Here is a 20633-nt window from a genome sequence, read left to right on the forward strand (position 1 = left end):
CTGGCAGGCTATTTCACAGGGACAAACACCACGGCGTCGGCCACGACATAGCCGTCGACACCTTCGTTGGTGATGACCACTTTACCATCATCGGCAAGGTCAAACTGCCCCAGCGAAACAAACACGCCGTCAACTTTCGGCTGCTTCTTCTGGTTCAGCTTTCCTTGGTAGATGGCTTCGCTGCCCGAGTAAACAGCAACCGGAACGTTCGTCGCACGATTGGCATTGCTTGAGTAGGCAACGCGAACGTCGTACTTGCCCGGCTTCAGGTCCTTGGCATGAAATTCGATTTTCTTGCCACCCTGCTTGTTGTCGTCGTGGACGTAGCCCTTGCCGACGTAGCCACCCAGCGAATGGCTTTCCAGCCAGGTGCCGGACTTGGTGGCTTCATGGTCGTCGATGACAACCCCCTTCAGCTTGGCGGCGTCGATCACGTTACGGGCCGGGGCTGGCTTGCGTTCCATTTCCAGAACCTGGCCATCCTTCAGCAGACGCTCCTTCAGCTCGGCATAGTCGACGTCTTGAACTGGGATCTGATGATCCAAAGCCATCGAAGCAGCCGTCGCTACCGATTGGCCCAGAATCATGAACACAGGTTCCATACGGATCGAACCGTAAGCGATGTGTGAAGAAGAAACGCAAACCGGAACCAACAGGTTTGTGCATTCGCTCTTCTTGGGCGTCAGGCTGTCGTAGCTGATCGGATAAGCGCCGCCTGGATTGACCTGAATGTCCCCTTCGTTACGGACGAAACCCTTGTCGTTGACATAACGCTGAACGTTGTGCGAGTCCATATTGTACGAACCCATGCCGACGCTCTTCGGCGTTGGCTGAACGGCACGTAGCATTGGTTCGCACATGACGACTGGGCCGACCATGCGGCGAGCTTCACGCACGTAGATCTGGTGAGGCCAGTTGCCGTTGTCGACGAACTCGTCCTTGGCCAGACCCCACTTGTTCATACGATCTTGAATATCCTTCGGCACCGAGGGATCGTTGGCGATGAAGTAGAGCCAGCCCTTCTGGTACTGCTCGTGCTCTTTGATGATTTCCTGGCGACGTTCGTAAGTCGCTTCGGGATAGTCGTAGTTCATCCCGATGTTGTCGGTCGAGAAACCACCATGGTTGTTGGTGTCGGTCTTGAAGTTGGGTGCCGGATCAAACTTGTTGAAGACCCCCTTCCAGCCACCCTGCAGGTACCGAGCCAACAGTGCGTACTGCTTCGGATCGTAGCCTTCTGGCTTTGGGAATTTGACCTGGTTCTCTTTGGCAGTCGTCAAGCACATACGGAAGCAATACGCCTGGATCTTATCGTCGCCGCTTCCATCAGGACCTGGTTGTTCGGCCGAAATGCGTGGCAGCAGGCCGCTGCTTGGATCGCCTTCCACCACGTAAGCGCTGACTGGGAAATCGAACTGATGGCTGTGCGCACGGGCTGTCTGAACACCGTTCAACGATTCGCCGTAGACATCGTTTGCTTCACGACCGACGTGGAACGAAACCCCGGCGGCGGCCATCAGGTCCCCTTCGTAAGTCGTATCCATGAAGATCTTACCGGCGTAGGTATTGCCATCCAGCGTGGTGATGCTGACGATCTTGCCGTCGACCACCTTCACGCCGTTCTTACGATCGAGCCACTGGTCGCGAACGACAGGGATCTTGTATTCGTCGACGATTTCTTCAAACACCTTTTCGGCAACGTGCGGCTCGAAGACCCACATCGAGTCTTCATTGGCACGGTAGCGGCTGTACTGCTCAGCCTTCTGCTGACGCCAGGCTTCTGGCTGATCGTAATGCTTCTTCACTCGCTGATAGAAATCGAGCGAGAGACCGCCGATCGCGGACTTGTTGCCACTGTCGGTCCAACCCAAGCCACCGCTCGACAACCCACCGAGGTGCGTGTCTGGTGAAACAATGACAACCGACTTCCCCATCTTCTTGGCTTGCACGGCTGCCGTGATCGCAGCAGAAGTACCGCCATAAATCACGATGTCGTATTGCTGTGGGGCAGCCTGCAACGACGAAACCAACATGGCGCAGGCAATCGCGCACGATGCGAAATAGCGAATCACAGGGAGAACTCCGAATAGGGTGGGGAAATCTGAGGTCCCTCTATCGTAGCCCAAAGCTAAGGCGGATCAATCCGCCCTGGAAGGCGTCTTGCGCAGGCTTATACACCAGAAAGCGTTTGCTTCGCGATCTACCAGACGGCAAAATAGCGGCAGTTTGCTCCCTTTCCCTTCCACGCGTGCTCTTCCCTGCCGAGTCCCGACCATGCTGACGAGTCCCTTTCGCCCAATCTGCCTCTCGGCTGTGACGTTCGCACTCTGCTTATTCGGCGTGTTCTCGTCGGCTGACGCGGCTGAAAAACGGCTGAATGTGCTGTTTATCGCCGTCGATGACATGAACAACGATCTGGGCTGCTATGGGCACGATCAGGTCTATAGCCCCAATATCGATCGTCTCGCCCAATCGGGAACTCGCTTTGATCGAGCCTATTGCCAGTTCCCGCTCTGCTCACCCAGCCGAACGTCGATCATGACCGGGCTTCGTCCCGACGCGACGACAGTCTACGACCTGAAGAAACATTTTCGCAAAGTTTTGCCCGAGGTGGTGACCATGCCGCAGGCCTTTGCCAAGGCAGGCTACTTCACCGCTCGAGTTGGCAAGATCTATCATTACGGCAACCCAGGCCAGATCGGCACCAACGGATTAGACGATGCCCCGTCGTGGCAAGTCCGCATTAACCCGAGCGGACGCGATAAGAAGGAAGAGAACCTCCTCACCAATCACACGCCGAAACGTGGCCTCGGTAGTTCGCTTAGCTTCATGGCGGCCGAGGGAACCGATGAAGAACAAACCGATGGCATCGTCGCGACCGAAGCGATTCGCCTGATGGAAGAACATCGCGACGAACCGTTCTTCATTGCCGCCGGCTTCTATCGTCCCCACTGCCCCTACATCGCCCCGAAGAAATACTTCGAGCACTATCCGATCGGCAAAGTGCCCGTCTGGAGCAACGACTTCCCAGAAGTGAAACAGGTTCCGCAATGGGCTCTGGCATCCAATAAGCCGTGGCCATGGTTGGGCGTGAATCCACAACAACTGCAAGAAGCCCAACAGGCCTATTGGGCGACCATCAGCTTTGTCGACGCCCAGGTCGGTCGCCTGATGGATGCCCTCGATCGGCTTGAACTGCGCGAGAACACCGTCGTCGTTTTCTGGAGCGACCATGGTTATCACTTTGGTGCCCATGGACTGGTGAAGAAGCAAAGCTTGTTCGAGCAAAGTGCCCGGGTTCCGTTTATTATCTCGGCCCCAGGGCAAAAGCAAATCGGAACGCACACCGGACGCACGGTTGAACTGGTTGATGTTTATCCAACACTGACCGACCTGTGCGGGATCGAAGCCCCTCAGAATCTTGCTGGCGAGAGCCTGGTACCACTGCTTAACGATCCCGAAGCAACGTGGGACAAGCCAGCCCTGACGCAGACCATCCGTGGCCCGAAGATGATGGGCTACAGCTTGCGGACGGAGCGTTATCGCTTGACGAAATGGGGCGACGATGGCCTGGAACTTTACGACTACGAGACCGATCCGAACGAGCTACACAACCTGGCCAACGATCCCGAGCATGCGGAATTGGTGAAGGAATTGAGCGCGAAGTTAACAAACCTTCGCAATTGATCGGCAGCCGGGTCGATCTTCATCAAATGCTAATCAAACCAGGGGCTCGCGCGTCTTGGGAAGCCGAATCAGGCGATCTATACTCGGTTGGTTGCTTTGCCTGATCCCTGGTTTGTGTTGTTCGAGCGATGTCTGATCCTGGTTCGTTCTCGCCATCGCAGCCGCTTGTCTCTGTTGTGATGGGCGTCTGGAATCCGCACCCGCTGCACTTCCCGGAAGTGATCCAGAGCATCCTGGCACAGACGCACCAGAACCTGCAGATCATTCTGATCGAAGACCCTTCCGAGCGTGACGGTCGCGAGATGATTCGCGACATCCAGGACGATCGCCTCATTCACATTCGAAACGTTGACCGAACCAGCTTGCCGGATCAATTGAATCAGGGGCTTCGTCTGGCGGAAGGAGAACTGGTTGCCCGAGGCGACGCCGACGACATCTGGGAGCCGCATCGCGTCGCGACACAGCTTCGTATCTTTCAAGAAGACCCAGAGCTCGTTGTGCTGGGCAGCACCCTGACCGTGATCGACGAACAGGGCAATCCGCTGGGCTATCGCGACTATCCTCGTTCGCACGAGGCGATCGTCAAAGCGATGCGGCGCTACAATCCGATTGCCCAGCCAGTGGTAATGTTCCGCCGCGAGGAAGTAATGCAGCTGGGTGGCTACCAGAAAGAGTTCTTCGTCGAAGACTACGATCTGTGGTGTCGCCTTGCCTTGGCAGGGGCGAAGTTCGCCAACTATCCGGAACCGCTGTTGAAGTATCGGATCCATCCGGAAGGCATGAAAAGCACACGGCTGAAGAAACAACTCGGCGAAACGATCCGCATGAAGGAAGCGCATTTTCGCGGGCAACTAACCGCGGCCGATCAGGTTCGCTTGCTGGCCGAGCGGACACTATTGTGGCTACCCAGCCGATGGGTTCTGTGGCTCTTCGGAAGAATGACGTTCCAGAAGAAGCTTCCAGGCCGAAACGCTTAACGCGATACCGTCAGCCCGATTGGCACGCCAAATGCACTTTGTTGCCGGGAAAGAATCTAACAACCATTTCCCAGAGGAGCAACAACCATGGGTATTCTTACGTGGATCATCTTCGGCCTAATTGCCGGTGCTTTGGCTAAGTTTCTGTTTCCCGGTAAAGATCCGGGTGGCTGTTTTGTGACCATCATCATTGGTATCGTCGGTGCCATGGTGGGCGGATTCATTGCCACCGGTCTGGGTTATGGCGATATCTCTGGATTCAACCTGTACAGCCTGTTGGTTGCGATCCTGGGTTCGATGGTCGTGTTGGCGATCTACCGCGTATTGATCGGCGGCAAGGCAGAATAACGCCGCCGATAGTCAATATAATTGCCTGAAGATCAGCTCAGTTGCGTAAGGTTCGGACTGCAACAGCCCGACTCGGCGAAGAGCTGATCTTTCGCGTCGGCGGTCAACACGACGAAGATCTCCCACTTGTGCCCGTCTGGGTCAGCAACCCAGACTTTATCTTGCACGGCATAACAGCACGTGGTCGCTTCTTCGTGGAAGGTCTTATAACCGGCATCTTGAAAACGCTTGTCGGCCACATGCACGTCGGAAATCGACTTCACTTGAATACCGAAGTGAGCCGAGCCCTTTTCGACTTCAAAGGCTTCGTCGATTTCGTTGAGCGACAAGTTCACCGACGGATCGATTGGCTCGAACTTGGCATACCGTGGACGCACCTTGGACGGGGCGGTCCCCAGCAGCAGCTCGTAAAATCGCTGCGAGGCTTCCAGGTTCGAGACATTCAAAGCGACATGCACCCGGAAGGCTCCAGGAAATTCAACGGCGGATTCCATCTAGCTGGCTCCCAAAAAATCGGCGATCTTGGTTTTGATTTCGTCTCGCACGCGACGGAACATTGGCAACTTCTCTTCGTCGGTGCCAATTGCATCGGCCGGATCGTCGAAAGGCCAATGCAAGGTTTGTTTCGCGTTGGGATAAACAGGGCAGTCTTGCTTGGCGTTGTCGCAAACGGTAACCACCAGGTCGAATGGCTGCTGCTGGAACTCGCTGGCTGATTTGCTTTGATAGTCGGCGATGTCAACATCCAGTTCCTGCATCGCACGGATCGCCAATGGATGGACGTAGCCGGATGGCTTCGAACCAGCCGAATGGGCTTCCCAAGCTCCTTCACCCAGCGTGGCCCACAGTGCCTCGGCCATCTGGGACCGGCACGAGTTGCCGGTACATAGGATCAATACTCGCTTCACGGGCTTTCTTCCTCGATAGCTTGATCGGCAGCAAGAACCGCCCGCTGCCTTTCAACGTGAATCAGTTGGTACGCCACCACGGCAAACAATGCGCCTGCCGTTGTAGCCACGATGTAAATCCAAAGATGCTGAAGCTGTCCACTGACCAGTGCCGGAGCAATCGAACGAGCCGGATTCATCGAGGCGCCACAGATCGGACCGGCGAACATTGCCTCGAGGGCAACCGTTCCACCAATCGCGGCACCTGCCATGACTCCTGTTTCTTTCGAACCCGTTGCCACGTTCAACACCACGAACATCAAAAGGAACGTGAGTACGAACTCTAAAACAAACGATTGCCACCAGGGACCACGCGGCAGCGTCGCCCCCAGGTGATCGTGTTCCAGGAATAAAACTCGCAGCAGACAACTCGCCAGAATGGCACCGATTAATTGAGCGGTGACATACGGAATAATCTTCTTCCGATCGAACTGTTTCGCTGCCCAGAAAGCGACCGTCACTGCGGGATTGAGATGTGCCCCAGAGATATCTCCCAGGGAATAGATCATGGCCATCACGATCAAGCCGAAGGTCAACGCGATGCCGACATGTGTGACCGAGCCTGGCACGACATCGTTGATGACGATCGCACCTGTCCCGGCGAACACCAGGCAAAATGTTCCGATGACTTCCGCAAGGTAGCTCCTCATGGCGAGCACCTCACTTCGCAGGCCGCTTCGACTCTCTTCTCCACGTCCAGTTGGACCACCGCTTCCAGGCATTGGAAGAAGCTATCCAGGCAACCACACGTTACACGATAAAAGTTCGACGTGCCTTCCCTTCGCGACTCGATCAGCCCGGCATCTTTCAGCACCGCCAGGTGCTTCGAGACCGTCGATTGGTCGCAACCAATCTGCTGCGTTAGCTGCTGCACGCACATATCTTGCTGACCTAAGAGGTCCAAAATGAACAAGCGACTGGGGTGAGCCAGCGCTTTGGCCACTTTCGCACGTGCTTCGTACTGCTGGGGCGATTTCGTCACGATTTGGGGGGCTGCTTCATTCATGGCTTAATGGCAATATAGCCATACTCAACGGGGAAGGCAATGGTGGAGAGGGTACGCTGCGGAAATCGAGGGTTTCGAGGCAAGTGGCCAACAGGGTCGCAATCTTAGACTCCGCTAGAAAGCACGAGCCATCCATCAGGAAACCCAAGCCAGTAGCTATCTTACGGCAGCCTAACACGCCGAACCACTCGAAGATATCCATCAAGGATGGGGTCTGTATCGCGATAGCTGACAGCAGAAAAATACGCCGAATATGTCAAGTTTAACGGCTATAGCGTCGATATCCAGAAAGAAGACGAACGATTGTCTCTCCGTGCGCACCAGCAAATCTTGAAGCCATGCCTGCATTCAACTCCGATGCCATCAACGACGTCAAAAGTGCCTGCGAAGCCACAGCAGTGGAAGCTGCCGATGCAATTTCGCGGGCGTTCGACAAGTCGATTCAGCTTAGCATCGAGGACGGCAGTGCCTTCGATGCGGCCGCCGACCTGAGTTCGTGGAACACGGCTGGTTTGGCGATCGTGCTGAATGTCGAATCGGAAGCGGCCCTCGTCCTGATTTCGGAAGAGAGCGGCCTTCTGCCTGATTGGTACACCACGCCAGATCCAACCGGCGAAAGCAAGTTAGCGACGCTTGGCCAGGAACTCGGCATGACTCTTCTTCCCGAAGAGTTCATGGCCATGGAGTTCGAAGTCAAAGCGGTCGACAACTTAGCCGAGGCCTGCGTAGGTGGCGCCGTCGGTTCGCAACCGGCCAAGCTGATGCTTCAGCTCACCGCCGATGGTAAACCACGCGAAGCGATGATGGTTTGGCCATTGACCAATCCTTCTGGTGTCTTCGAAGGAGAACCGGCAGCCGAACCTGCTCCGGCACCTGCCGCTCCTGCACCAAGTGCAGCCCCAAGCCCTGCTGGCATTGGTGCCCATCGTAGCCGCATCTCTAACTTCCAAGAGTTGCCGAGCTACAGCCGAACCTTGCTGCATATCCAGGTTCCCATTCGTGTGATTCTGGCCGCCAAAAAGATGAAAGTGCACGACATCGAGAATATGGGGGTCGGCACGATCATTCAGTTCGACAAGTCATGCGAAGACACACTCGACGTCGAAATCGGTCGCCAGAAGATCGCCGAAGGTGAAGCAGTGAAGATCGGCGACAAGTTCGGCGTCCGTGTCACCAGCATGACGATGCCGGAAGAACGCTACATCGCGTTGAAAGCTCGCAAACGCGTTCGCTAGCAGTCGCTATCATCGATAGTGTCAGCACTGCATCTTCTGCCTTTCTACCGTATTCCCCGTAGTAGTTGTCGTCGCGAGTCGCGATAAAACTAACGCTACGCATTCGGCGCAACCGATTCATGACCCATATGGGACGAAGCGCGTCGTACGCGGAACGGTGCGCGCCCAGGTCGTTTTTATCCGCGGGGTACTGGAATGTTAGTCGTACTTAGCGATCTTCACCTGACCGATGGCACCAGCTGTGAAACCTTGGATTCGGGAGCTTTCCGGATCTTCAGCGAGCGCCTTCAAGATCTTGCAGTACGCGCGTCGTGGCGAAGTGACGGGCAGTATCGCCCGATCCCCCGAATCGACATCGTATTGCTGGGCGATGTTCTCGACATCATGCGATCATCGCGTTGGCTAATCGATGGAGCGAAGCCGTGGGGCGGCGACTCGACCGCGGAGTTCACTCAACGTGTTGGTTCGGTGGTTTCCGGAATCCTCACACGCAATCTCGAAACGGCTGCCATCCTGAAGAGTCTTAGTCGACGGCAAACCATTCGCGTCCCAGCAATGGCGTCGGACGGCAAGCCTACCTTTGAAGATGACTTGCAACCGGTCCCGGTCCGCATCCATTACATGGTCGGCAATGCCGATTGGCCCCTGCATTTGGCCGATCCAGAAATGAGCCGCGTCCGAGGCTCGATCATTGAAGCGTTCGGGCTGAACAATACGCCGGGCAAACCGTTTGCTCACGAGCCTCTCGAAGACACCACCATTCAGGCAGTGCTCCAGCAACATCGCGTCTTCGCGCGACATGGCGACGTCTTCGATCCCCTTTGCTTTACTGGGCAACGCGACCGGTGCAGCCTGGCCGATATTATTTTGATCGAAGGCCTGACCCGGTTCCGTTTCGAGATCCAACATGGCCTGGGACAACAGTTGCCGCCCTCGTGCCAGTTAGGAATCCAGGAACTGGATCACGTCCGCCCGCTAGTGATGGCACCGATCTGCTTGCGTCAGATGATGAAGATCTCGTGCCCGGTTACCTCGTTACAGTTCGAGATCAAGAACTGCTGGGATCGTGTTATCGAGCAGATGATGCCGCTGATCTATCGCATTGATCGCGAGAGCCCGCTGGGAGTCCGCGACCTGGAAGAAATGGGATCGCTGCTGAAGTTCCGTTGCCAGGACAACGACGGTTGGGGCGAACGGATGATGAACTGGATTCGAAAACAAGGAATCCAGAAGTCGCTCTCCAAACGCGCACTGGACGAAAGCGAATTCCGTAACCGCCGGGCGAAGCATATTGTTTTCGGACATACGCATAGCGATGAAACGGTCCCACTGGATGCCAGTTTCGCCGATGGCTTTATGCTGAGCCAATTGTATTTCAATAGTGGTACATGGCGTCGTGTTTACACACCGACTTGTGGGACGGAATCGTGGCGAGAGTTCCTCCCTTCGGAGAAGATGACCTACCTGACCTTCTACTGCGACGATGAGCGGCAAGGCGCAGCTTACGAAGTATGGAGCGGTATTCTGGGCACCGCTCCGTCACCCATTCGAAGGATTCGCGTCGATGCGGCTCAGTCCGCGATGGCGCCAAAGTCGCGCCACGTGCAATCTGCCCCCCTGCGTTATCCCGCGAAGTCGATGAATCTTGGCGGACACTCCATCCCAGCGCCACCGACTGCTGTACCATCAATTCCGAGCACCCCAGTTCGTCCGGCGAACGAGCAAGTTCCACAGAATCCGTAGGACCGTTTCCTTTGCGGGAACCCACAGCCACGAGGGTCCCCCGAATCACCTGTGATTCTTGTAGACTATCGAGCAGGGCAGAAACGCCGGAAAAGCAAGTTTCTCTATCAGGTAACTTCAGTATGTCGCAGGTCATCGTTGTGCAAACCACGATCGACTCCCGCGCGGCTGCCGAGAAGCTTGCGGAAGCCATTATCCACGAAGGCCGAGGCGCGTGTGTTCAGATCGCCGCCCCGATCATATCGGTCTATAAGTGGGAAGGCAAAGTTCAGAAACAAGAAGAGTACCTGGTCTCGGTGAAAACCACGGATCAGGCATTATCCCCACTGGTCGAACTGATTCGCCAACTCCACACGTACGACGTGCCAGAGATCATCGCACTTCCCGTCATCGATGGCGGGCATGACTATCTGAGCTGGGTTGCGGATCAGGTCAATACGCAATAGTAACTCGATGTATCGATTTCACGTCTCGGTGCATGCCCGCCCCCGGTCGATGCAATTGGGTCCTCTTTGTCATGTACGAGGACTCCGTCTGCAGACCCTTGCGATCTCGCCAATCACGCTTGGCGAGCCGATGGCAGCATCGTTCGAAGCCGCTCAAGATCGCCTGGTCGATTTGCCACGCATGCTTTTCGAACCCGATGGTTCATTTGTCTGGACCAGCGAAGATGGCTGGCAGGTCGATGGCGTGCTTTACGATCGCAACGGACGTCTGCACTCGGCGGAACTGAAAGGGGCTTGCTCGGAAGACGCCCTCGATACGCTGCTGACCGCCATGGGTTGGCCGGGCACCGATATGGTATTCCAGCTTTCCGATCAGGGTGTCTTCATCGACGAAGGTGAATTTCGTCGCTTTGCCCTGCAGCCGGAATACGAGCTCTAAACGTCTGCCGCGGCCCCGCTACTTGGGACCGAACAGCTCTTGCAGGCCTCGATTGATTCCATTCTGGATCGCACCTTGCGCGGCGTTGTTGAGCATGCCGCGGGTCAGTTGCTCGATCACGTTGCTGTCGATTTTGGGCTGACGCATCGTGCCGGTGATTGGAACATTGAGCGCAGTTCCTCGCATCGAAGCGAGCCAGGGTGCCCTTTCGATCCAGCTATCGCGAATCGGAATCGCCGCCATCAACTGCATCTGCTGGTTCGCATCAACCCAGCCAGAGGTCACCACCTGCACTTCACCCGATTGGACAATCAAGTTCTCGTGATAGACGCGACCTCGCACCACGCGAAACCGGACCTGTTGCGCTGGCAGTGTTAACAGCGAAGCCGATCCTTGATCGATCGCCGTCGCCGGCTTTCCTTTGACCAAGGCTTCGACATTGCGTCCCAGCATCACATAACCTTGTGACAACGGACCGGAACGCACATCGGCCCCATGAATCGTCAAGGTACCGCTTCCTTCGCCTTGCATCGGATCGGCAAGCGGAAAATTGCCACCGTCGAAGTCCAACGAAAATCGACCTTCCACACGAGTGGCATCGGCCACAACTGGTGCCACGTACTGCAGCCAAGACTGGCACATCTGCGGCGTGATTGCCACGTTATCAATCGCCCGACCTTGGGCCACTTGCCACTGCATTGGCGTGGCGTTGAGCAACAACTGACTTTGCAGCGAAAGCTTGCCACCGCTGATCTCGGGGCTGTTCGCGGCTAACTGCAACGCACCTTGGCGCAGCTGAGCGTTCAACGTGGAAGCCCCTGCCGGAATGCCATAGAGATTGGCCTGCTTCCACGAAAGATCACCGACACCTTGCCAGGTTGGTGCAATGGTCAGTGAGGTCCCACTGGCCGGGTTACTATTCCAGATTGGGCCTGCCACTTGGAACTTGGAGATCTGCTGTCCGTCGATCGAAACCTTCGGTCCCATGATGGCATTGACCAGGGGAGCCAGCTTCGCCCAGTCGTATTCGGCTTGAACTTGCATCGAGAGATTTCCGACCGAAGATAATTGACCGACGCCCCCTTCGATGGCCAGTTTGAGCGCGGACGACTGCATCGTGCACGAGTGAAGTGCCAGCGAGTCTTCTTGCCGATTCAAACTGATTGCCTGGGCGAAGGTCAGGTTCGGTTCTCGCCAGGTCATCTGCGGACGACTTGCTGCCGCTGGCTGCGTCACAGGTCCGATGTTGGGTGCGACCTGACCTGGAACGACCAGTTCCCAGTTGGCGATCTGACCGTTGTTCTGCAACACAAAACCTTGCTCTTCATTGGAAAGAGTCATCGAGCCAGAGAGTTCGCCGCCAACGCGATTTTGCCCCAGCCATTGGGCAGGCAAGATCCAATGAATCCCACGACTGAGGTCGACGCGGTAAGCAAGCTTTCCTGATGCCGTGCCACCACTTCCCAGCGGAACAGCCACATCGGTACCGCGAGCCGAAATCGTCGTTCCGACCACGGTAAATTGTGGCGAAGCGAAATGCCCCTTGGCCCAGTCGATCGAACCGGCACCTTCGATTTTGAGTTGGTTCTCGTAGACCTGAGTCATCGGGCCGACGATCGCGAAGTTGTTGATGTCGACGTTCACACCTTCCAGGTTCCACAACTGATCGCTGATCGTCAGCTTGGCAAGGATCAAACCATTGCCACCCAACTGGAAGTCGCCGAAGCCAATCGAATTACGAATCTGGGCCCAGATCGAATCGACCGGGCCTTGTAGTTGCAGTTTGATCGGCCACACAGTTGGCTGCCCGATCACGACGGGAGTCGCCGTTTGTGCGGACAGCGTGGTGGTGGATGTCTTCAGCGAGGCAATTGCGGACTCGACCTGGCGAAGCTGACCTTGCTCGAAGACGACGGTTGCCTGGCACTGCGTTTGGAGGTTCGGTTCCGACAATAAGACCTGCGAGTTTCGGCCCCATTTCAAATCGGCACCGTTGGCGAGCGTCGACAACGCGATCCGGCCGCCACCCAGGTTTTGAACTTGCAGCGATCCCTGTAGCGTGCCAGCGAATTGATTGCCACTCAAGTCAACCAACTGCGACAGATCCGCCGCCAGGCGATTACCATCGACGGTGAACTGAACATCGGTCTGTGGACCATTCGTTTTGCCTTCGGCGGTCAAGAAGGACGAGCGGCACGCGATCGAGTCAAGTTGAATCTCGTTGCCCGGTGCCGAAAGCATCAAGGCGATTTCCAACGGCTGATTCCAGTCGATGCGTCGACCATTAACCGAAGCAACAATATTCGACACGTTCGCAGCACCTCGAACTTCCGGAGTGGCCGTGCCCTGAATGTTCTCGAGCCCGACCGTAATGCGGCCCTCTTGAATTTGAACGCCCTCGCGGATCTGTAGCAGGTCAGGAAACGCCATCGCCAGGCGGGCGACATCTAAAGTTCCGCGCACTTGCCATGGCTGGTCACCCAGGAGTTGTGCCGGCGAAGCGTTCGGGCTGGCACCGAGTTGGACCGGAATATTTCCATTAGCGAGAAGTTGTCCCCAGTCGGTGGTCAGCGTGAACTGGTTTGCTTGCAAGTGCGAACCCACCCAGGCGATTTGCCCAGTCAATCGCAACGTTCCATTCGCCCAGCCATTGCCGCGCGTCGAACGAATCGAGCGAATGTTCACGCCGCTCGCTTCCAGGTTGCACTGCAGCATCGGGGCAGCTGCCCCCGAGACAAGATCGACCTGGCCGTTGAGTTCCCCGCGTGCCACAACCGGATAAGCCATCCGCGCCCCAAGCAGTTCGACGACACCGATCGGCAACCCTTTGGTCACAACCGAAAGATTCGAGTCGCCAGTTGTTCCGGGCAAAGTGCCTCGCCCTTGGACGACGCCCATCTGCTGTTGATCACGAACATTGGCCGAGAATGAACAAGGTGCCGGAATGTTGGGATCGCGGCAGTCGACATCAGCCGAGAAGTCTTCGACCGTCCAGGTCCGCGAAGAATTTGAGTCGGCTAGTTGGACTGTCCCTTCTCGTACGACCAGGCGATACGTCCTGGGAGTCGACGTTCCATGGTTGTGATCGGTCTCGTCCGGCGTCTCGGGGACGATCAGATTTTCGAGATTGCTGGTTCCTTCCCCGACCACAACGTGGAGGGTTGGCTGATTGATTTCAATCGTTCCGAGATCACTCGGGTTAGAAATCAGCCCGAGCAGCGATTTGCTCACGCGAACCGAAGGGATCTCGGCGACCGGTTCCCCTTCCAGATCGGTAACGGTCACATTGCGAAGCACAATCGGCGAGAACCAACCTAGGGAGGCTGAACCGACATTCACATTGGCATTCACACCAGACGCCGCCTGCGAAACGCCCCACGAAAGTAAGGGCGTTTGTGCCGCGATCGATGGCAACAGGACCACCAGCAAAATCAAGCCAACCACGACGATCAGGGGGCGCCATTTCGACAGTCCCTGGGCAGAGCCGTTGGATTCGTTTTGATCTTTCTTCATCGCCGTAACCTTTACTTTTCCGCGTTGCGCGCAAACCTTCGTGGGGTTTGTATCGCATTGCGGAATTTCGGGCCAGAGCGACTTCGATGCTAGCGACCTGACTTAGGCCTCGGTGCGTTCCCTTCAGGCCGCACCTCGTTTGCCTTCTTTGTTTTCCATCTCGTTAGCGACTTCTTTCTGCTCTGGAATTCCCAAAGCGGCAGATGACCCAGGCGCGGTGCGAATATGCAGATCGCGTTGTGGGAAAGCGATCTCGATCTTGGCGTCGCGGTACGCTCGATCGATCTGCGTGTGCAAGTCGGTAATGACCTGCATGCGGTTCTCGAGGTTCGGCAGATAGGCTCGCAGCGTCAAGTTCAGCGTGCTGTCGCCAAAGCCTTCGAAGGTCGCCATCGGGGCCGGATCCTTCAGCAGGAACTGGTTTCGGTCGGCGATTTCGATCAGTAGCTTGCGGGCCTTATCGGTATCGGTACCGTAAGCAACACCCACATTGATCACCACGCGATTAACCGTATCGGACAAGGTCCAGTTCAACAGCCGGCCGGTGATGAACTCTTTATTCGGGACGACGTATTCTTTGCGATCCCAGTTGGTGATCGAAGTAGCACGAATACGAATTCGCGAGACAACGCCGGTCACATCGTGAATGGTCACGATGTCGCCGACACGGATCGGACGCTCGAACAAAATGATGATGCCCGCCACAAAGTTGGCGAACATTTCCTGCAGACCAAACGCCAAACCGAACGTTAACGCGGTCGCCAGCCATTGAATTTGCGACCACTGTAATCCGAGCGTTGAAAACGCCCACACGATCCCAATCATCACAATCGCATAGCTTGTAAGCGACGTGATCGCGTAACGCACCGAGGGCTCAAGCGGTAGTCGCTGCAGGATGGTCATCTCCATCAAGCCCGGAATATCGCGAGCGAAGACCAGGGTCAGCCCCAGGATCAACGCCGAGAACGCCATCGTCAGAATGGTGATCTTTTTCGTCGTGGTCACTGCGGCCAATGGATCGGCGGCTGCCTTGGTTTCGCCATCCGTCGCCACAGCGGGCATCCCCGGAGTCGTAGGCATATCGGCATCAGCGACCTGCTCGGACGACTCGATGTCGTAGCCATAGCGGTCCAACATGCTCAAAGCCGGCAGCACTTGTCCCCAGATCACCCAGAAACCAACCAAGGCGATGGTGAACATGCCGGTCGCCAGCAAACGTTGCGTCTGGGCACTATGAGCCGAAAGATCTTCTTTGGCTTGTTCGGCCAGGATCGAATTCGATAGCGAAGCTGCGGCGGAGTCGCCTGACTGAGCCGCCGCGGCTGCCGCACGTTCACGGGCCTGGGCGATGCTCATCTTCCGGCGAGCCAACATGACCCAGCGCATCAAGGTGGCCCGGATCAGCATCATCGCCATCACGCAGCACAGCGTGGCAAACAATCGCCACTGCAGCACTTGAGCCGTGTAGTAATAACCCCAGAAGGCCAATACGGCCAGTCCCAGCGGAGCCGACACGGCACCCCAGTACCAAACGTACTTCAAGCGATCGAACCAGCCACCCTGGTTGTAAGCAATGTATTCCTGAAACACGCCGGTGGGGTGCAGAATGCGTCCCAGGAAAGCGGCCAGCACAATCGCTTGGATGATAAAGCAAACGCGTTCAATCGCATCGTGGCCATGCGTTGGATCGCTGGCGTAGAACGTTGATGTGACGAAGGTCAGCGGCAAGATCACCGGGATCAACCAGGCCAGGCTCTTGCCCAACAGGCGAAGCGACGATTCTGGCCATTTGAAGTGCGATTCCCCCAGACCCTTGCCACGGCAAACGTTTCGCAGCAGTTCCAATGGGAACCACATGACCGCCGTCCAGAACAAACCATTGCCGACCGCAATCGCGAACGTTTGATCAGGTGCCGCGACCATCAATCGCCAGGCAATGAAGGCGACGAATGCCGGATTGATGGCCGACATCAGAATGGAATAGAAGATCGCATGAATCGTTGGCCAGAAACCGAAGAAGCCTGCCTTCTGGGCCGTTTCGCCTAGCTGACGCAAATCGCTGCGGAGTTTGCCTCGCTTGAAGATCGACGTCAGAAAGATACCGACAACCAGCACATAGATAATCGGCGTGCGGTTCATGTCGGTCCACAGCACTTTGCCGACAGCTGTCCAGCTTTCCGGTGTCAGGAACTCTTTGTCCGAAGCGTCCATCTGAAGTTCGGTGGCCAGGATATTGCCACTGCGAATCCATAGGACGCGTTTGTCGATATAGTTCTGGTACTCGGCAATCACCTTCGCAGTCTGCTGTTCGGTAGCATTCAATGCGATCATCTTGTCGAGGTATTTGGTGTTGTTCTTGAGCAAGCCATCCAGGTTGTCGCGTTGACGTTCAAACAGATCGCGGGCCGCCGCTTCCAGTTCGGCACGTTCGGCCGGATCTTCGATCTTCGACTCGGCGAGCACCTGCTGCACGAACACTTCTGGATTCGCGAGCGCGTCGCGCTGGTCGTCATATTCAAAGTGCTTGAACTGTGCTTCGTCGATCATCGCTTGTCGGTCAGGGGACCCTGCTCGCCAGGGCGACATTTCGATCAATTCGGTCCGTTGTTTACGCAGCAGCACACCGATCGAGCTGGTGAGACCAAGCTGGTCGACTTTTTCTTTGGTTTCGCGGAATTGCTTCTGTAGATTTCGAAGCGTTTCTTCCGCCTTCTTGGCATACTTCTCGGTTTCGTCCAACTTGCGAGTAATCTCTTGCGAGGTCTCGGCCAGAAGCTGATTGCTTTCGGCATAGCTGCGCAAAGCGGGCTGAACCATGATCAACTGCTCGCGAGCCTGACGAACGGCTTCTTGGGCGGCTTGGGCTCGCTTGCGTTTGACTTCTTCCGCCATCGCCTTCATGGTCTGCTCGGCGAAAGCCAGACGCTGAGCGGCCAGGTCGCGTTCAAAGCGAACCAGGTCAACCGAATCTTCGGCATCGTACTTGGCCAGTTCCGCTTCCGCGGCAACGTATTGGCGATACAACAATCCGCTTTGAGCCGCCAGGTTTGTCTTGATGGCCTGGGCCAGCAATGGATTTTCATCGGGCGAAACGGCTTCACCAGCCTGACGGAGGGCGGCGAACTTGTTGGGCAGTTCGACCATCCATTGACGAAGTTCCTTGCGTCGTTCGGCGCGACGCTTGGCTTCATTCTCAGCGGCGAAACGTTCTTTTTGGATTGCCGTGTTATCGAGTTCCTGCTTCGCCTGACGCTGTTCGAGATCGGCCAGCGGCAGGTCGTTGAAGGTTTCCGGCTTCAATTTCTGCAGCTCGGCCAGATTGGTTTTGATCGTCTCCATCCGCTTCTGAAGCGCTTCGGGCTGGCTATCGCCGGCGTACGAAGCGGCTTTGGCGGTATAGTCCTGGGCTTCCTTCACCTTGGCGGCCGCATCTCGGTAGAGATCGGCGATCTTCTTTTTCTTTTCTTCGTCCAGATTCGGAGCTTCTTCTGCTTCCTTGCGAAGCGACTCGACACGTTCGAGCGTCAACTCTTGATCTGGACGTGAAGGTGCCCCCGGTACGGCTGCAGCTCCCGGAGCTGCTGCTGGCTGCTGATTTGGTTGTGGAGCAGCAAAGGCACTTGGCTGAGGGGTCGAAGCAGGTCCGAAGTTCGGCTGAAACGGAGCTTGCCCTTGTGGGGCCGGCTGCATCGGTGGCGCGGCTTGAGGTTGCTGAGCGAAGCGCGAGACCGGCTGCTGCTGGCCATACGCTTGCTGTGAAGCATATTGGCCAGCCATCGGCTGTTGCCCATAGGCAGGCCGCGCAGGCGCGTATTGTTGTTGTTGCGGCGGCATTTGCTGAGGCTGCCCTTCGTAGGCCGTCGCAGGGATATCATTCCCTTCGATCGTCAACGGAATGGGACCATAGCCAGATGTGCCCGGCTGCTGAGCGAGCATAGCCGTGGTGAGCGAAAGAACCGCCAAACAGGCCAGGATGGCGCCCATCCCTAAGCGCTTTGTCTGCAACATGATTTCTTTCCGTACCATCCCTGAATACGGGCCGCGAATTGATGATTAGATGACGGCCCAGCGAATCAAAACCACCTTCAAAACGGCATCCGTTCCGGAGGATGCCGCTTAATAGGGGCGCGTACAATAGAAGGTGACCGCCAGGGGGTCAATCGAGATCAGGAAGCAATCATGATGAGGATCCCCGCAGAGATCGACGTTTTCTGATTGCTAGCAGAGCTTGCTTGGGCGCGCGGTGTCCTTATCGCCCCTTTCGCAGGCGGTAGGCAGCACGACGCATCACCTCTTGCGTCAGCACGTCCCCTTCAACCAGTGGCACCATATTCGGATCTTCAGTGGCCACCAGGAAAAAACAGTACAGCATCTCGTCGGTCGTTTCTTCGCCGAAGGTGACTCGCTGCGGAGGGGTACTCGGGTTCGACGGATTCTCGGACGAGTTATCAAACCGCGCGACCACCTCCAGCTTTGTCCCGGCCGGCAGCTTGAACGGCTCGGCGAACATGTATTCGTCTTGCCAATTGAAATCCCATTGCGGCACATCGATCAACTGCTTGGTGGTGCCATCTGGCAGTTGGGCGGTCACCGTCATCTGCTGTCCCAACAAATGCATGTGCGGAATGCAACTCAGCATCGTGACATCGGTCGGCAGCTTATAGACCGCCTTCGCTCGATAGTTGGCTTCGCCGGCAGGAATGTCGAGATCGAAGTTCGAGGTCCAAATGGCAAAGGCTTCGTTTTTCGGCTTGTCGACGAAGTAGATCCCAACCTTCGAGCGGTCGATCGTCTCTTTGCCGCTGGGGTGATAGTGAATCTGCATCACCAGGTCGAAGCCTTTGTCCATCATACGCCCCAACCCATCTGGGAGGCGTCGGGGCATCTTGCCAGGGGACCAACCGCCGATCGAGCCCGCCGGAGCAAAGCCTGGTCCGCCAAAGGTCGAGTAGCCTGGCTCAGGGGTCTTTTCGTCGAGCTTGCGGGCTCGCCCCGAGTTATCGAGAAACAGCAGCGAATGATGCACGACGCTAGCATCGCCCGGTTTGAACTCGACCGTGGCGACCAGCTTGTTCTCGGGCACGTCGTAAGGAATGACAAAGTTCTGGAAGATATCTGGTCCGCCTGCCGGGACGGTGAAGTCGACCGGCATCTCCAGCACCAAATCAGGTTCCCCCAAGGCCCAGTCCGAGGCAAACGTCGGCAATGGTGGCAGGTCGGCAGCTTCGCCCTCGGCTCGATCCGACTTCGCCCACTGCTTGATCGTTTCGATTTCGTGATCGGTCAGCGTGCGTTGTCCTTCAAACTCGCCATGCGTTTGAGCCGCTTTCCAAGGTGGCATCAACTTCTGGTCGACCACGCGGGCAATTTGCCGGGCACGCTTGGCGGCGTCCATATAACTGGTCAGCGTAAACGGGCCGACTTCCCCTTCACGATGGCAAACAACGCAGTTGGCGTTCAAGATCGGTGCAATATCGCGGTTGAAGGTTAGCTCGGCTTCCGCTGGCTTGCGGGCCGGGGGAAGTTCGTAGAAGCAACCGACCGGTTTCGTTTCCGAGATCACGACCTTAAGGCCGGCAACCACGTTATCGACGGCTAACTTCAGTGTGTCTTCGCTCGGCTCTGGCTTACGGGCCCCCAACTGCAGGAAGCGGTCGTCGATGCGACCATGGTATTCCACTTCGCCATGATGGTTCAGCACAAAGGCTTCCGGCACCGTCGTTGGCTTTAGTGCCTTGCCCAGGCTGGCATCGCGATCCAACAGAATGGGGAACTCGATCGAGAAGTCCTTGGCAAACTGGGCAACGTCTTGTGGCGACTGGGTCACATCGGCCCAGATACCGATCAGTTCGACATCCCCTTCGTTCTTTCCCCACGACTTATAGAGATCGTTGAGGACCGGAAAGTAGGTTCGCGAGATAGGACATTCGCCGGTCACGAAGACATAAACTCGAGCCGCTTTTCGCGAACTAGGAGAAATCGCATGCACATTGCCTTGCGAGTCTTGCCGAGTCATGTTCAGCGTCAGAGCGTTTCCGGCGGTCAGTTTGGCTTCTTCGGCCCAAGTCGAATCGGAGGAAATGGCGACCAGGCTGCAAACGATCAAACAAGAAACGATCCATTTCACGACGACAGACTCCTGGGCTGAATCACAAGATCAAAAGCTGAGTGTCGCACGGGACCGCCAGAAGCGCCAAGACGACTTCAGCTTGCAAGCAGGCAGTTCGCGGTCGACTTGGCCGACTACCTTTCCTAGGGATACTTACCTACAAAACCATCGCCAGGTTTCGCG

Annotated in this window: 15 protein-coding genes; 7 read left to right on the plus strand and 8 right to left on the minus strand. The window is 56.4% G+C overall.

Going from position 1 to position 20633, the window contains the following annotated elements; genetic code table 11:
• Positions 1-8 precede the first annotated feature (8 nt).
• On the minus strand, positions 9-2072 hold the full coding sequence (locus AB1L30_RS11040; protein ID WP_367013472.1) for an FAD-dependent oxidoreductase: 2064 nt from the start codon (positions 2070-2072) through the stop codon (positions 9-11).
• 202 nt (positions 2073-2274) lie between these two features.
• Here AB1L30_RS11040 and AB1L30_RS11045 point away from each other — a divergent pair, with 202 nt between their 5' ends.
• The 3 genes from AB1L30_RS11045 (at position 2275) to AB1L30_RS11055 (ending at position 5012) form a co-directional block, all read left to right on the plus strand.
• On the plus strand, positions 2275-3687 hold the full coding sequence (locus AB1L30_RS11045) for a sulfatase (RefSeq protein WP_367013473.1): 1413 nt from the start codon (positions 2275-2277) through the stop codon (positions 3685-3687).
• Positions 3688-3815: 128 nt separating this feature from the next.
• Positions 3816-4664: a glycosyltransferase gene (locus AB1L30_RS11050; RefSeq protein ID WP_367013474.1), complete on the plus strand. Its 849-nt coding sequence runs from the start codon at positions 3816-3818 to the stop codon at positions 4662-4664.
• Positions 4665-4751: 87 nt separating this feature from the next.
• Complete coding sequence (locus tag AB1L30_RS11055; RefSeq protein WP_345091266.1) at positions 4752-5012, plus strand: GlsB/YeaQ/YmgE family stress response membrane protein; 261 nt, start codon at positions 4752-4754, stop codon at positions 5010-5012.
• A 32-nt stretch (positions 5013-5044) separates the two neighbouring features.
• Here the strand turns inward: AB1L30_RS11055 and AB1L30_RS11060 are convergent, their stop codons facing one another.
• Genes AB1L30_RS11060 through AB1L30_RS11075 form a run of 4 tightly spaced genes read right to left on the minus strand, consistent with a single transcriptional unit; the run spans position 5045 to position 6941 of the window.
• Positions 5045-5506, minus strand: a complete 462-nt coding sequence (locus AB1L30_RS11060) for an ArsI/CadI family heavy metal resistance metalloenzyme (protein WP_367013475.1) — start codon at positions 5504-5506, stop codon at positions 5045-5047.
• Positions 5507-5920, minus strand: a complete 414-nt coding sequence (locus AB1L30_RS11065) for an arsenate reductase ArsC (protein WP_367013476.1) — start codon at positions 5918-5920, stop codon at positions 5507-5509.
• Positions 5917-6609 carry an MIP family channel protein gene (locus AB1L30_RS11070; protein WP_367013477.1) on the minus strand — a complete coding sequence of 231 codons (693 nt, stop codon included), beginning with the start codon at positions 6607-6609 and terminating at the stop codon, positions 5917-5919. Before AB1L30_RS11070 ends, AB1L30_RS11065 begins: the two co-directional genes overlap by 4 nt.
• Positions 6606-6941: a metalloregulator ArsR/SmtB family transcription factor gene (locus AB1L30_RS11075; protein WP_367013478.1), complete on the minus strand. Its 336-nt coding sequence runs from the start codon at positions 6939-6941 to the stop codon at positions 6606-6608. Before AB1L30_RS11075 ends, AB1L30_RS11070 begins: the two co-directional genes overlap by 4 nt.
• Before the next feature lie 362 nt (positions 6942-7303).
• On the opposite strand from AB1L30_RS11075, the gene AB1L30_RS11080 reads away from it, so the two are divergent.
• The 4 genes from AB1L30_RS11080 to AB1L30_RS11095 all read left to right on the plus strand — a co-directional run bounded on the left by AB1L30_RS11080 (position 7304) and on the right by AB1L30_RS11095 (position 10828).
• Positions 7304-8200, plus strand: a complete 897-nt coding sequence (locus AB1L30_RS11080; protein ID WP_367013479.1) for a FliM/FliN family flagellar motor C-terminal domain-containing protein — start codon at positions 7304-7306, stop codon at positions 8198-8200.
• Between the two features lie 195 nt (positions 8201-8395).
• The gene (locus tag AB1L30_RS11085; protein ID WP_367013480.1) at positions 8396-9943 is read left to right on the plus strand and encodes a hypothetical protein; all 1548 of its coding nucleotides are present in this window, start codon (positions 8396-8398) and stop codon (positions 9941-9943) included.
• A gap of 122 nt (positions 9944-10065) precedes the next feature.
• On the plus strand, positions 10066-10389 hold the full coding sequence (cutA, locus tag AB1L30_RS11090; protein ID WP_367013481.1) for a divalent-cation tolerance protein CutA: 324 nt from the start codon (positions 10066-10068) through the stop codon (positions 10387-10389).
• Between the two features lie 130 nt (positions 10390-10519).
• Positions 10520-10828, plus strand: a complete 309-nt coding sequence (locus AB1L30_RS11095; protein ID WP_367013482.1) for a hypothetical protein — start codon at positions 10520-10522, stop codon at positions 10826-10828.
• Between the two features lie 18 nt (positions 10829-10846).
• Here the strand turns inward: AB1L30_RS11095 and AB1L30_RS11100 are convergent, their stop codons facing one another.
• The 3 genes from AB1L30_RS11100 to AB1L30_RS11110 form a co-directional block, all read right to left on the minus strand.
• Entirely contained in the window at positions 10847-14341 is a 3495-nt protein-coding gene (locus AB1L30_RS11100; RefSeq protein WP_367013483.1) for a hypothetical protein, read from the minus strand.
• Positions 14342-14464: 123 nt separating this feature from the next.
• Entirely contained in the window at positions 14465-18349 is a 3885-nt protein-coding gene (locus AB1L30_RS11105) for a mechanosensitive ion channel domain-containing protein (protein ID WP_367013484.1), read from the minus strand.
• A gap of 241 nt (positions 18350-18590) precedes the next feature.
• Positions 18591-20468 carry a redoxin domain-containing protein gene (locus AB1L30_RS11110; protein ID WP_367013485.1) on the minus strand — a complete coding sequence of 626 codons (1878 nt, stop codon included), beginning with the start codon at positions 20466-20468 and terminating at the stop codon, positions 18591-18593.
• Between the last annotated feature and the right edge of the window lie 165 nt (positions 20469-20633).

Origin of the sequence: Bremerella sp. JC817, from assembly GCF_040718835.1 — a bacterium.
Lineage (GTDB): Bacteria > Planctomycetota > Planctomycetia > Pirellulales > Pirellulaceae > Bremerella.